Raw genomic sequence first — 12,734 nt, 5'->3', positions numbered from 1 at the left:
GTGAGCTGATGTGGCAGTCCCGCGGTATCGTGTCCACTTCGCAATACAACTGATGCCATGTCTCAACCAACTGGCAGGCATCGGCGGATTGCTACACCAACTCGACCTCGTTGAATCCGACCGTCAGGCTGTGCCGCCGCTCCCGCAGCACACCTTCTTCGCGGTGGACAAGGCCTTCGCCGACATCGATGCGCAACCTGGCGCGACGGCGGTCGACTTCCCGCACTACCCTGCTGAACGGCCCGCCCGGAAATCGACGACATCGCCTGGCCCGTTTTCGGTAACCCCCACGCCGCCAGAGTAATTCAAGTCAACGACCTTCGATCGCCGGGCGAACAGCGAGAGTACGAGTCGGAAAAGCGAATCCGGGCGGGACGCACCCGGGCTACCGTCAGTGACGGTCTTCGAGTGTCGCCGCTTCCGAGCGCCCCGGGAATCCGTCGAGCGGTTGCGGCGCAGCGGTTTCGACGGCCTCGCGGACCATGGAGCTGTCGGGCCCGGCGGTTCGGCGCCGTTCGGCGCGGTGGGTGAGCGCATCGACGATGCGTTGCCATGCCGGTGATGCCTCGGAGATCCGGGAGATGATCAGGTTCAGGTAATCTGGCTGGCCGCTGTCTCGTTCGTATTCGATCTCCCAGGCGTCCAAGTCGTCGATGAGTCGGTCCAGGCGTGGATCGTGCGGATCCCAGTCGACTGATTGATCACAGGCGAGAATCAGGCGCGTCGTCTCGGGGTCGTCGAAGCCGGCGTTCTTTTCCCGCACTCGCTGCGGTACGGCGCGCGGATCCAGTGCCTGCATCAGGATCCATGAGTCGCGCTCGAGTCGGACCCGCCGTTCGCTGATCCCGAGACTGCGCATCCGGTTCAGGACGGCGACCACCTCAGGGGGCAGGACAAGGCTTTCGCCGCTGGCCAATTCAGCGATCCGGCGGCGGTATTCGGCGAGCTGGTCGATCTTGCGCTGCAATTCGGCGTCGATGTCGGTGATGGCCGAGGCGAATTCGGTCGGCTGCGCATGCAGCAGCGCGTCGATACGGGCCAGCGGAACACCGGCATCGGCGAGAGTCCTGATCCGGATGAGATCCACCGCCGCCTGTGCGCTGTAGCGGCGGTAGCCGGAGGCATCGCGCTCGGGCTCGGGCAAGAGGCCGACGTGGTGATAGTGGCGAACGGTGCGCACGGTCACCCCGGCGGTCGCCGCGAGTTGGCTGATCGTGAGCACCGTCCTCCTCTGGTCTTCGTGAAACGTGATCGTGCCGAGTCTAGGGGCGAGCCGCCCGGTCGACGACGTCGCGGATCGCCTGGACCACGGCATCGGGGCGGTCGAAGCAGAGCCGGTGGTGGAGGGTGTCGGACAGGATGCGTTGTTCCCCGTGCGAGACCGTGCGCACCAGGGCCGCGTCCATCCTCGTCTTGGCGTCGTTCATCTCGTGCGACTGCTGGGTGGGGTCGGTGCCCACCACGGTGAGAGCGACCAGCGGGACGTCAGGGATGCTCGGTCCGGCGCGCAGTTCGGTGGCGATATCGGTCAGCATGGTGCGCTCGGCGATGCCGGCGCGCATCCATTCGTCGCTCACCTTCGCCTCGATCAGCGGATCCCGCACGTGTGCTGGGTAGTCCGCGAGCAATGTGGTGCGCATCTCGCGCAGGGCAGAGCGCATCTGTTCGAGCTGATCCAGACCAGGCGCCATCCGCTCGGCCGCCGCCAGACTCGCCGTGGGCGGCATGAAGTCGTCCCAGTCGCGGTGCAGGCCGTCCAACCAGACCAAGCCAGCCACCTCCTGCGGGTACAACTGCGCGAACCGATGCGCGTAGAAGCCGCCGAGCGAGTGGGCCGCCAGAACGTATGGGCCGGCGATGTTCTGGGCGCGCAGCAGCTCGTGCAGTTCCGTGGCGATGACGGCGGCGGTGCGCGGCAGCGGGAGGGGATCGCTGTAGCCCGTGCCGCCGCGGTCGTACACGACAGCAGTGGTGAATTGCGAAACCCCTTGCTGGACACCGAAATAGTCCAGACCGACCGCACTGGCACCCGGCAAGAACACGACGGCGGGCCCGCCGCTGCCCGACCGATGCACGAAAATGCGGCGGCCGTCGATCTCCTGGAACCCTCCGACCGGCGGAGCGAGCCGAGCCGAGGAAGTGCTGTTGTTCGTCATGCGACAAGGCTCCAACCCTGACGCAGGGTCAAGGTCAACCTCTGCCGCATTCCGTACTGTCCGAACCTGGCCGGGCCGCACTGATCCGGACGCACTTCCATGCTGATTTCGGGAAGCCGAGGACATCAACGCCCTCATCAGGCTGCTCGGGGTCTCTCGGTCGTCGATAGCGCGTTCCTGGGGCGCAGTTGGAATGGGCGGAGGTGGGCGCCTACTTCATCAGGCTCAGCAGGCCGAGGTTCGGTTCGAGCGCGCCGTCCTGACCGAGGGCCAGGAAGTCCGCCTCTACGGCCGAGCGGGTGAGTTTGCCCGCGCGCACCGCGCGGTAGCGCACATAGGACCAGAGGAAGACATCGAGGTTGTCGAAGCGGGTGCCGCCTTCGAGTACCTCCTCTTCGTGGAACCACACGGCCACTTGGCCGTTGGTGAGCACGACGTAGAGATTGCCGCCGCCGTCGGCGCCGATGGAGTAGACGTCGTCGTCGGTGAGCTCGGTCGTGTAGTCCGAATCGCGTATGCCGCAGTCGTTTACGGCGAAGTCGAATCCATAGGACCAGGAGAAGATGTCGAGGAACTGTGGAAGTTGGCCCGAGCGCACCCGTCGGTCGAATGCGGCCAGCGCCGCTGCGTCCGCGGGAGCCAGGCGCGCGAGAAACGGTGCCACTGAACGGGTTTGCTCCGGTACATGGACGGGCGTGGCATCGGGAAACCAACGCACCAGATCGGCGTCGAGGCCGCGATCGGTGTAGCCGACCAGGTCGGCGAGGGTGAGCGTCACGGCGGGGATTGTAGTGGCACCTCAGGACAAGTAGCCGCGATCGTGCTGTCCGGGTGGCTCGTACCATGGTGGCGTGCCTGTCGAGCCCGTTCGTGTCGCTGGGGCCGTGCTGGATATCGCGGTCCCGGCATGGTCGGGTCGCGTGGCGGGGGTCAGCATGGCCGGGTTCCGCGGTCGAGCGAATAGCCTGGTCGACCTGCAGTTGGTCCCGTACCCGGCGCTGATGATGTTCATCGACTTCGGCGACGTGTTGCTCGTCGATGACGCCAGCGGTGCGCGGACGCAGGGCAGCGGCGTTGTCGGCCTGGGCCCCGGCAGCGTTCGAGGATATGGGCGAGATGTCGACCTGCTGCAGATTCGGCTGTCGCCGGTGGTCGCCCACGCGGTCCTGGGCACCGCGTCGGAGTTCGGTGGGACGGTAGTCGCCCTCGAGGAGCTCTGGGGGAGCGACACCGTGCGAATCCAAGAGCGACTACACGCCACCCGGTCGTGGGACGACCGATTCGCGATCGCGCAGACCGCACTCGCTCGACGATACGAGGCGGGCCGGGCGGTCCACCCGGAAGTCGACTATGCGTGGCGGCGAATCGTAATGAGCCGTGGGCGGATTCGGGTCGAGCGGCTGGCGGCCGAGGTCGGGTGGAGCCGCAAGCGATTGTGGTCCCGATTCCGGGCCCAGATCGGTCTGACGCCCAAACGGGCCGCGCAGCTGGTCCGTTTCGACTACGCGGCGCACCGGCTCGCCGGGGGACACAGCGCCGCTCTGGTATCGGCGGAAAGCGGCTATGTCGACCAGTCCCACCTCCATCGCGATGCCATGACCTTTGCCGGGCTGACGCCGACGGCGCTGGCGGTCGCGCCCTGGCTCACGGTCGACCCCGTCGCGTGGGCCGCCCCGGAGTACGCACCCACGGCGTGACCCGAGCCGATGCGTTCGGCCGACGTCGCTGCCCGCGGCGCCAACCGTCGAAACGGCAACATTTTGCCGTGATCATTGCCGCCATCATCGCTGCGCTCATCGCGCTGACAGTGCGCAATATCGCTACCGGAGCCTGCATCGGTGCCGTCGTGACCGGCTTGCTCACGCTCGGACTGGCCCGGCGGTCGACTGGCCATCGCCGATCTGTTGTCCAGGAATAGACACCCACTCGGCGCAACCCGTCTAAGTCGTCGTTCTCGCCTACGCATTTGGCTCGGCAGCCCGCGACGCTCTTGCCTCCCCATGCCACACGGTGTTCGCCGCACTCCCGCGGCTTTCCATGAGTCAGTCGGGGTGCGGGCAGGGGCGCATCGAGTGGAAAAGGCGCAGAATGGAAACAGAAAGGTCGTCATGCGAGCGATACAGGGCCTGCTCAATTTGCTGTTGGGAATCGTGACGGCCGTGCTCGGCACGGTAGTCGGGTTGCTCGCGGCCGTGGTGTGGCTCCTCGGTGCGGTGTTGTGCGCGACGATCCTCCTGATTCCGCTGGGGCTTCCCGTCATCAAGCTCGGTAGCCGTCTGTTCGGCCTTGCACGCCAGCTGATGCATCTCCCCTGACGCACCTCCCCGTCTCAGCGCGGCTCGCAGGTAGCTCGACCAAGCCGTCGGCGTCTACGACGAAGCCGCGCAGTGCCGTTGCGCGGCGGTGGGCTCGGTCGCGCCGGCCCACCGCCGCTCCGCTACGGCACGAGTGTCGGCTGGTCCGCGGCCCACAGCCACGACCCGTCCGGCTGGCGGCGGGCGATCTCGACGGTCATCTCGCCGGTGGACAGCGTGGACGCTGTCAGTGCCAAGTCGCCGCTGACCAGCGCCGGATGCTGCCTACCCGGAGAGAGCACCGGCGCTGCCGCGACGAACTGCTCGTATACCTTGCGGATCTCCGCATGTCCGGTCGCAAGATTGCCCGGCGGAAACGCCAGTACGGCGTCCGGCTCGTACAACGCCACCAGTCCGTCGACGTCGCCGGCGTTGGCGCGCTCGATGAAGTACCTGCCCAGGTCGTTCGGTTCAGTGGCCACTTTCTTGTTCGTCATACTGATAAGGCTCCCAACAAATCACGACATCCTGTGTCGTGTATTTCTGCGAAGGTTTCCGTATGCGCGCCGACCGGTTGGTCTCGCTGGTGCTGCTGTTGCGCCGGCACGGTCGGCTGTCCGCAGCCGCGCTGGCCCGCGAGTTGGAGGTGTCCACCCGCACCGTGCTGCGCGACATCGAGGCGCTGTCCGCAGCCGGCGTACCGGTCTACGCCGAACGCGGCAGGCACGGCGGTTTCGCATTGTTGCCCGGTTTCCAGACCGAGCTCACCGGACTGAATCACGACGAGGCACTCGCCCTGCTGGTCGCCGGATCACGGCGCGGTGCACAGGCATTCGGCCTCGGCTCGGCGCTCGCTTCGGCCATGCGCAAGGTGATCGACGCGCTACCCGAAAGCTATCGGGCCACCGCGACCGGCGCGGCCCAGCGATTGCTCATCGACCCGGAGACCGACCTCCTCTCGCGCCGGGTGGTCACCGAAGAGGTGCCCGACACCGTAGTGACCGAGGTCCGGCGCGCGGTGTTCGCCGGACACAAGCTGCGCATCCACTACGCGGCTGCGGACCAGACCCCGAAGTGGCGCACGGTGGACCCGATCGGCTTGGTCACCGTTCGCGACCAGGGCTATTTGCTGGCCACGAGGTCCGGCGCGGACCGCACCTACCGGCTGTCCCGGATCGTGGCCGCCGAGGCACTGTCCGAACCCGCACAGCGACCGGACCGGGTCGATCTGGACCGGGCCTGGCAGGAACGCGGCACGCAGTTCCGCACCGGCGGCGACCAAGTCACCGCGCTGGTACGGGTGCACCCGGCCCGGCGGGAGGAACTGGTGGGCACCGCCCTGGCCGTCCGCGCCGAAGAAGCCGACGCAGACGGCTGGCTCCGGCTGGAGGTGACCTTCCAAGATCCGACACACGCCGAATGGGCGCTGTGGCAACTCGCCACGAACGCGGAAGCCCTTGCCCCACAATGGTTGCGCACCTCCCTGCGCGACCGTGCCACCGCGATCGCCGCCGGCTACGGAGTGCCATCCTGAGAGTTGTCGCCTTCCGCGGACCGCCGCCGAAGCCGACAAGAACCGGCCCGGGCTCGCCGAAGTACATCCGGAAGTGCCGCTTTCAGAAGACGAAGCCGCGCAGTGCCAGGAAGCGCAGACCGCCGACCGCCGCCATGGTGGCGATCACGGCGCTCGCCTGTGCGAGCTCGCCCAGGCCTGGTGCCCAGAACTCGAGACCGGCCAGCGCCGCCGTGCTGATCAGCAGGCCGATCAGTGCCAGCCCGCCGCCTTCCCACTGTGCGGTGAACCAGCCGACCCGCCCGGCCGCGCGGAAGGTGAGTTGCCGGTGCAGTTCGTTCGCGATCACCGTGCTGACGATCGAGCCGGCGATATTGGCGACCAGCGTGCCGATCCCGTTCATAGCCATGAACAGCAGGCCATAGGCAATGTTGCTGGAGCCGCCGACCAGGGCGAAGCGGATCAGCTGGGCGAAGGCGTGATCACCGCGCAGATACCGCATCACGCGGGCGAGTCGGTCGAGCCATTCTGTGTGCAGCACCGGGTAGGGCAGAGCACCGATAGTCACATCGATGCCATCGAGGATCGTCTTGTCCCCGTACGCCTTTCGCGGCCCGGAAGCGGCAATTGCGGTGCTGTTCACGTGAATACTGTCGCCAGCCCGGCTGATACCGGCCTGACGCCGACCTGACACGCGACGGACACGGTGTTCGGCCTGGTCACAGCCGATAGGAGATGACGAACAGACACCGGTCGGTGTTACACGGGAGCATCGGCAGCGATGAGGCCCGACAGGGCAAGGGCCAACTCTTGTCGAGCGCGTTCAACGCACGATGCCGCTGGGCGCGCCGTCAGCGAACGTCCGCTTCTGAGCGGATGGTCGTGCCGTTGGCCTTGTCCCCGAGCGGTGGCAGCATCGCCGGTATCGTGGCGCAACTCGGCCGCGCCACCGGCGGCTCTGGTGCCGTTCCTGCAGGTCAGGGCGCATCGCAACCGTCGCAATGGATTTAACGGGGAATTGGCGGTGTCTCGAACGGGCATGCCAAGCTGGCGGGGTGAAGGCGGAGGCGGCGGAGATACTCGACATCCTCGATCAGGTCATGGCGATCGTGCAGGCAGGGCCGCAGGATCTGAGCTGGCAGTCTCGGTATGCGGATGAGGCGGAGCTGGTTGGCGATCTCACCGATCATTCCGAGCTGATTCGGCGGGATGACACGAGTCGGTTGCCCGATCTGAAGTTTCTGTTCCTCGTGACCAGCCCGCTGTGCGAGATCGCTGCCAGCAGTGGGTGGTTGGAAACCTACACCGCGCTCGGGAACCGGTTCGATCGGTTGTACGAGCGGTTGGCGTGATGCCAGCCCTGGACTGCTCGGACCAACCGCGACCGGTACGGTAGCGCCCCGTCCAGAGGCGAGTTGGTGTCGCCGAAATCGTCCGCGCCGCAACGCAATATCGGTACCGGCCCGTCGGCGACGGCGACGAATGGTGATTCCATGTCGAGAAACCCGCATCGGCTTCGTCCACCAGGCGACGGGCTACGACAGGCGCAGCCCACGACAACGGGAGAGCACCAATGACGATCCAACGCATGGAGAACGTGGGCATTGTGGTCGATGACCTCGACGCTGCTACCGCGTTCTTTGTCGAACTCGGCATGGAGCTGGAGGGCAGGGAACCAGTCGAGGGACGTTGGGCGGACCGTGTCGTCGGGCTCGACGCCATCCGAGTCGACGTCGCCATGATGCGCACCCCGGATGGCCACGGCCGACTCGAGCTGATGAAGTTCCGTACGCCGACGGTGGTCAGCGCCGAGCCGAAGAACGCACCGGCGAACACGCTGGGCATACGCCGCATCATGTTCGCCGTCCAAGACATCGAGGACGTCATCGCCCGCCTGCGTACCCACGGCGCCGAACTCATCGGCGGGCTGGAGCAGTACGAGGACACCCACCGGCTCTGTTACCTCCGCGGCCCCGAAGGCATCATCGTCGCACTGGCCGAACAGCTCAGGACGGCTTGATGGCTGTCAGGTATTGGGTGCTGTCGAACATTTGCGACAGCGGCTCGGGGACCGTTGCCAGGGGACGGTCGTAGCGTGTGGCGAGTTCCCGCAGGTGCAGGCTCGAGGTGATCCAGCCGTGGGCGGTGAGCATTTCGGCCGGATCGGTGCGATCGTCGGTGTAGAACAGCGACGCCAGGTCGACCTTGCCGAACGGGGTGTCCTTCAAGAGTTCCGACTCCTGATCGGCGATACGGCTGATATCGACGCTGTTGTCGATGGTCTCCACCGCCACTCTGCTACCGGGTGCCGAAAGCCGACCGATCCTCGCGAACAAGGCATCCTGTGCGGCGCCTGGCAGATATGGCAGCAACCCTTCTGCCGACCATGCGGTGGGCGAGGTCGGATCGAAGCCTGCCGCGACGAGTGCCGCGGGCCAGTCGTCGCGCAGATCAACGGCCACCTCGCGCCGGTCCGACCTCGGCTCGGCGCCGGATTCGATGAGCACCTGCCTTTTGAACTCCAGGACTTTGGGCTGGTCGATCTCGAACACGACCTCGCCACTCGGCCAATCCAGCCGGTAGGCCCTGGCATCGAGCCCGGCGGCCAGGATCACTGCCTGGGTCACTCCGGCCGCCGCCGCGGACAGGAAGAAATCGTCAAAGAACTTACTGCGATATCCGATGAACCCGGAGGTGAACGGGATCTGCGACCACAACGTCGGATCGGTGATCAGTCGGTTCATGTCCGAATCGCTGGATGCCACCACGAATGGGGCGGCGTAGTAGTCATGGACAAGGGCGTCGGGCCGTTTCGTCTCGATCGCGCGCGCGGCCGCGACGCCGAGCGCGGTCATGCCGACGCTGCTCACAATGTCCCAGGTATCGCCTTCGGTACGCATAATGCTGTCCTCGGAGTGTCCTGAAGGCCATGGCCGACAAGTCGGAATCCGGGGTTGCGCTCGAGCGAGTAAGGGGGAAGCCCTCTTGTCGGCGTGGCGAACATGCTGCTGTCGATGGGTAGAGCTAGTTATGAACTTGATCATACGACCGAGTGGACTGCGGCGTGGATACCTGGACGCAGCCGCCTCTGGGTCGACCTCCGAGTCCCCACAGCCGACCCGAACTGCGGCCTGCTCGCGTTCCCCAGTTGGCGGCCCGCACCCGGCGCGCGGCTAGGGCACCAGCAGATACCACTCCGCGAACGGGCCCTGGATCGGCCACGTGTCGGCCATGATCTTGGCCGGACCCATGCCCACCCATAGGTCCACGGTCACGGTGTCGCCCGGCGTCGCATCGGTGTGCACATACACCTCTTGTGCCCGCGCACCCGCTGAGCCCACCCAGCCCAGCATCACGTGATTGCCGCACGGCCCGCGCTGATAGCCCAGTGGTGTCACGTGCGCCAGCACGTGGCCGGGCAGACGCGGCGCGGCCTCCACCGCCACGGCGATCGCACCGGTACAGAAATTCGCATCGCCGAAGGTGTAGAGCGTGGTGCCGATCGGCGCCCATTGCGGTAGCGGATCCGCCTGCGCCGGCGTCGCCGGTATTGCGCACATCAACGCACCGATCCCGGCCGACACCACGAACCCCGCTGCCGCTCGCCGCACTGTCATCAGTCGATGTCCTTCCCGCGTAACGACATTCGCGGCCGTACTGCTCGCTCCGGCAATATGGCCCGAACGGATCCCGCGACATCACAGCGGCGTGTAGCGGAAGTCGTTCCGTCAGTTAGCGTATCGAACAAGCTCGGCCGCGTGGGACCGTTCGAGCGTTCTCGCAACCGCCGGGACTGTTGCGATCATCTCGCCGAGATCCCTTGGCCCGTATCCGTTCTGCCCGATACCGGTGGCCCGACGGGCACGACACTGCGCAACGTGGTCGGGTGATTGATCTGGGACGCGGTCAATCGGGCTGACCGGCGGGACGTGAGGCAGCGCCAGATGTCTGTCGAGCTCGGCTTTCGATCGGCATACCTCGTAGAAGACGAACGTGTCCGGGTCGTTCTTGTCCTCGTGGAAGTGGTACTCGAGTGCGCCGTCCTCGGCCCGAGTCGGTGCGACCAACGACAGCAGCAGTTCCCGGAGTTCGGCGGCGCGCTCCGGTTTGGGTCGGGCGAAACCGACCAAGGCATAGAGCGTCATGCACGGTTCTCACGCCCCCCGTGTGCGTTGCTGATGGTTCTCGGCATCTCTCGGAGGATGATGGTGTCAGATGTGGTGGTTGCGTCCGGCTGACCCTCCTACCGACGAGTGCGTGGTACGGCTCGATAGGTGCAGATATGGGCTACAGTTTCGACTTCGGAAATGGGTTCGGGCGACCAACGGCCGGGATCGAATTCGGCGCGGTGGCCGCTTTCGCTGACGCGTGGGAAGCCGACGACCAGCCGCCGGCTATCGCCGACTACCTGTCCGGTGCACGCCTGGATGCGCTGATCGAACTGATCCGGATCGACCTGCGGTTTCGGTGGCTGCGCCCGCCTGCGGGGACCCGCCCCGACGAACCCGTCGCCGCACCCAGGCACAAGCGGCTGCGCGAATACTGTTCCGAATTTCCCGAACTGACGCCGGAGCAACTTCCGGTCAGCCTGGTGTACGAAGAGTTCGTGATCCGGGGCCAGTGTGGCGAGCAGGTGGATCCGCGCGACTACCTGCGGGAATATCCCGAGCATGCGGCACAGCTGCGCGAGCTGTTCAACGCCGGCGACGAGGATGAGAGCACCCGGCGAGGCAGCCAAGAACGTACTGTCGCGGCGTCCGCCGACTCGATCACCTCATCGGGGGATGCGACCCGCACTGCAACCGGCCTCCTCACCACCGCACAGGACACCACCGGGACCGGCCTGGACCGCATCGCAATCGGTGCTCGAATCGACGATTTCGACCTGCTCACGGTGCTGGGCCGCGGTGCATTCGCGCGGGTTTTCCTGGCCCGGCAGCGGTCGCTGCAGCGGCTGGTGGCGGTGAAGATCTCCGCCGACCGCGGCACCGAACCGCAGACACTGGCACAGCTCGACCACGACTACATAGTTCGGGTCTTCGATCAGCGGCTGCTGGACGAGCCGCGCCTGGATAACGAGCCGAACGGGCATCGGCTGCGGATGCTGTACATGCAATTCCTGCCCGGCGGCACCCTGCTGAACGTGTTGCGCAGGTTGCGGGCCACTGCGCCGAACCAGCGCACCGGACAGCTACTACTGGACGCGGTCGACGCCGCGATGGCGGAGAAGGGCGAGATCCGACCGACCGATTCCAGCGTGCGCGCGGAGATCGCGGCGCTGTCATGGCCGGAGACCGTCGCGTGGCTGGGGCGCCGACTCGCCGAGGCGCTGGCCTACGCGGACGCGCGCGGCGTGCTACACCGCGACGTCAAACCGGCCAATGTGCTGCTCACCGCCGAGGCCGTGCCGAAGCTCGCCGATTTCAACGTCAGTTTCAGCCGCGACCTGGTCGGCACCAACCCGGTCGCCTATTTCGGCGGCTCGGTGTCGTACATGTCGCCGGAACAGTTGGAGGCATGCCACCCCAGCTACGACCGATCGCCCGACGACCTCGACACCCGCGCGGACATCTACTCGCTCGGCGTTGTGCTGTGGGAGCTGCTCACCGGCGCCAAGCCGTTCGACGACGCCACTGCGGGGGAACACGGCGGTGTCGCCACGTGGGCGGCCATGTTGAAGCGCCGTCGCGCCGGGGTGGATACGCGGGCACTCGCGCGGATTCCGCCCGACTGTCCTGCGGCACTGCGCCGGGTGCTGCTGATGTGCCTGGAGCCCGAGCGGGACCAGCGGTGGGCCGGTGGCACGGAACTGGCCCAGCAGCTGGAAGTGTGCCTGGACGAGCGCGCCCGCGACCTCGTCGACCCGCCGCCGTCCAGTTGGCGGCTGCGACTACAGCCGTTGCTGCTGCCGGTGCTGGTGCTGGCCATATGTATCCCGAATGCGCTCGCATCGGCGTACAACGTCGAGCACAATCGGACGCTGATCATCGAACGGGTGAGCCCTTCGGCACAGCACGCGTGGTGGATCGCCGCAGTCCTGGTGAACACCGTGTTCTTCCCCTTGGGAATCGCGTTAGTGCTGTACATGTCGCGGTATCTGCTCATTGTCTCGTACGGCATGCGCCGGGGCCGGGAATACGACCCGCGGGTGCTGGCGCGGGCTCGATCGGATGCCCTGCGGTTCGGCGATCGTGCTGTGCTGGTGTCGTTTTCGCTGTGGGGCCTGGCGGCGATCATCTTCCCGTTCGTGATGCACTTCACGACCAAAGAGCTCACCGGGGAGGTGCTGCTGCACTTCCTGGGCGGAGTGCTGGTCTGCGGTGCGATCGCAGTGGCCTACCCGTTCTTCCTGGCGACGTTCTACATGGTGCGCTATATCTACCCGCGGTTCCTCCCGCGCGGCGACATCACCGCGGTCGATGCGCTGCACCTGCGCAGACTCGATCGCCGCTGCACCGCATATCTGACGGTGGCGGCGTCGGTGCCACTGCTGGCGATTGCTGGCGTGACTTTGCTACCGCCGGACGACATTCCGTTGGTGCTCGTGGCCGTGCGGGTGTTGTGCGTCGGCGCGATCGTTGCATTCATCGTCGTCTATATGCTGTTCCGGGCGATCGAGGCCGATCTGGGGGCGCTGCGGCGTGTGGTGGATCCCGTTGGTGGACAGCGGGAGCCGAATGCTGCCGGTCGACTATGAACGCACAAGCACTGCCCGGACGGGATACCGCCGGAGTGCTGTGTACTACTGACTATCGCCGCCACCCAGCAACA

General features: G+C 66.4%; 16 protein-coding genes. 7 read left to right on the top strand and 9 right to left on the bottom strand.

The features are described 5' to 3' along the window. Positions 1 to 91 precede the first annotated feature (91 nt). From ACQP2D_RS28900 to ACQP2D_RS28885, 4 genes are all read right to left on the bottom strand, one after another. Complete coding sequence (locus tag ACQP2D_RS28900) at positions 92 to 226, bottom strand: hypothetical protein (RefSeq protein WP_433679072.1); 135 nt, start codon at positions 224 to 226, stop codon at positions 92 to 94. Positions 227 to 391: 165 nt separating this feature from the next. Next, entirely contained in the window at positions 392 to 1,222 is an 831-nt protein-coding gene (locus ACQP2D_RS28895) for a MerR family transcriptional regulator (RefSeq protein ID WP_433679071.1), read from the bottom strand. A gap of 40 nt (positions 1,223 to 1,262) precedes the next feature. Beyond that, positions 1,263 to 2,156: an alpha/beta fold hydrolase gene (locus ACQP2D_RS28890; RefSeq protein ID WP_433679069.1), complete on the bottom strand. Its 894-nt coding sequence runs from the start codon at positions 2,154 to 2,156 to the stop codon at positions 1,263 to 1,265. 211 nt (positions 2,157 to 2,367) lie between these two features. After that, entirely contained in the window at positions 2,368 to 2,934 is a 567-nt protein-coding gene (locus ACQP2D_RS28885; protein WP_433679068.1) for a hypothetical protein, read from the bottom strand. A 73-nt stretch (positions 2,935 to 3,007) separates the two neighbouring features. On the opposite strand from ACQP2D_RS28885, the gene ACQP2D_RS28880 reads away from it, so the two are divergent. From ACQP2D_RS28880 to ACQP2D_RS28870, 3 genes are all read left to right on the top strand, one after another. Beyond that, positions 3,008 to 3,853, top strand: coding sequence for a helix-turn-helix domain-containing protein (locus ACQP2D_RS28880; RefSeq protein ID WP_433679067.1), 846 nt, complete (start codon positions 3,008 to 3,010; stop codon positions 3,851 to 3,853). A 68-nt stretch (positions 3,854 to 3,921) separates the two neighbouring features. Continuing rightward, entirely contained in the window at positions 3,922 to 4,074 is a 153-nt protein-coding gene (locus ACQP2D_RS28875) for a hypothetical protein (protein ID WP_433679066.1), read from the top strand. A gap of 190 nt (positions 4,075 to 4,264) precedes the next feature. Beyond that, the gene (locus ACQP2D_RS28870) at positions 4,265 to 4,471 is read left to right on the top strand and encodes a hypothetical protein (RefSeq protein ID WP_433685793.1); all 207 of its coding nucleotides are present in this window, start codon (positions 4,265 to 4,267) and stop codon (positions 4,469 to 4,471) included. A gap of 122 nt (positions 4,472 to 4,593) precedes the next feature. Here the strand turns inward: ACQP2D_RS28870 and ACQP2D_RS28865 are convergent, their stop codons facing one another. Next, positions 4,594 to 4,947 carry a YybH family protein gene (locus ACQP2D_RS28865; protein WP_433679065.1) on the bottom strand — a complete coding sequence of 118 codons (354 nt, stop codon included), beginning with the start codon at positions 4,945 to 4,947 and terminating at the stop codon, positions 4,594 to 4,596. Between the two features lie 62 nt (positions 4,948 to 5,009). On the opposite strand from ACQP2D_RS28865, the gene ACQP2D_RS28860 reads away from it, so the two are divergent. Then, on the top strand, positions 5,010 to 5,984 hold the full coding sequence (locus ACQP2D_RS28860; protein ID WP_433679064.1) for a helix-turn-helix transcriptional regulator: 975 nt from the start codon (positions 5,010 to 5,012) through the stop codon (positions 5,982 to 5,984). An 82-nt stretch (positions 5,985 to 6,066) separates the two neighbouring features. On the opposite strand, the gene ACQP2D_RS28855 is transcribed toward ACQP2D_RS28860, so the two are convergent. Next, positions 6,067 to 6,465: a GtrA family protein gene (locus ACQP2D_RS28855; protein WP_433685792.1), complete on the bottom strand. Its 399-nt coding sequence runs from the start codon at positions 6,463 to 6,465 to the stop codon at positions 6,067 to 6,069. Positions 6,466 to 7,018: 553 nt separating this feature from the next. Here ACQP2D_RS28855 and ACQP2D_RS28850 point away from each other — a divergent pair. Together ACQP2D_RS28850 and ACQP2D_RS28845 are read left to right on the top strand one after the other, a co-directional pair. Next, positions 7,019 to 7,315, top strand: a complete 297-nt coding sequence (locus ACQP2D_RS28850; RefSeq protein WP_433679063.1) for a hypothetical protein — start codon at positions 7,019 to 7,021, stop codon at positions 7,313 to 7,315. A 221-nt stretch (positions 7,316 to 7,536) separates the two neighbouring features. After that, entirely contained in the window at positions 7,537 to 7,983 is a 447-nt protein-coding gene (locus ACQP2D_RS28845; protein ID WP_433679062.1) for a VOC family protein, read from the top strand. On the opposite strand, the gene ACQP2D_RS28840 is transcribed toward ACQP2D_RS28845, so the two are convergent. The 3 genes from ACQP2D_RS28840 to ACQP2D_RS28830 form a co-directional block, all read right to left on the bottom strand. Beyond that, positions 7,970 to 8,863 carry a class I SAM-dependent methyltransferase gene (locus ACQP2D_RS28840; protein WP_433679061.1) on the bottom strand — a complete coding sequence of 298 codons (894 nt, stop codon included), beginning with the start codon at positions 8,861 to 8,863 and terminating at the stop codon, positions 7,970 to 7,972. The two genes, ACQP2D_RS28845 and ACQP2D_RS28840, sit on opposite strands and share 14 nt — an antisense overlap. A 273-nt stretch (positions 8,864 to 9,136) precedes the next feature. Then, positions 9,137 to 9,580 (bottom strand): hypothetical protein, encoded by a 444-nt coding sequence (locus ACQP2D_RS28835; protein ID WP_433679060.1) that lies wholly within the window; start codon positions 9,578 to 9,580, stop codon positions 9,137 to 9,139. Between the two features lie 111 nt (positions 9,581 to 9,691). After that, positions 9,692 to 10,108 carry a putative quinol monooxygenase gene (locus ACQP2D_RS28830; RefSeq protein ID WP_433679059.1) on the bottom strand — a complete coding sequence of 139 codons (417 nt, stop codon included), beginning with the start codon at positions 10,106 to 10,108 and terminating at the stop codon, positions 9,692 to 9,694. A 137-nt stretch (positions 10,109 to 10,245) separates the two neighbouring features. On the opposite strand from ACQP2D_RS28830, the gene ACQP2D_RS28825 reads away from it, so the two are divergent. Further along, a complete protein-coding gene (locus ACQP2D_RS28825; RefSeq protein ID WP_433679058.1) occupies positions 10,246 to 12,660 on the top strand; it encodes a protein kinase domain-containing protein in 2,415 nt (804 codons plus the stop codon). Positions 12,661 to 12,734 lie beyond the last annotated feature (74 nt).

This window comes from Nocardia sp. CA-119907, assembly GCF_050955995.1.
Lineage (GTDB): Bacteria > Actinomycetota > Actinomycetes > Mycobacteriales > Mycobacteriaceae > Nocardia.
Note: the sequence above shows the minus strand (reverse complement) of the source record. Positions and strands in the feature narration are given on the sequence as shown.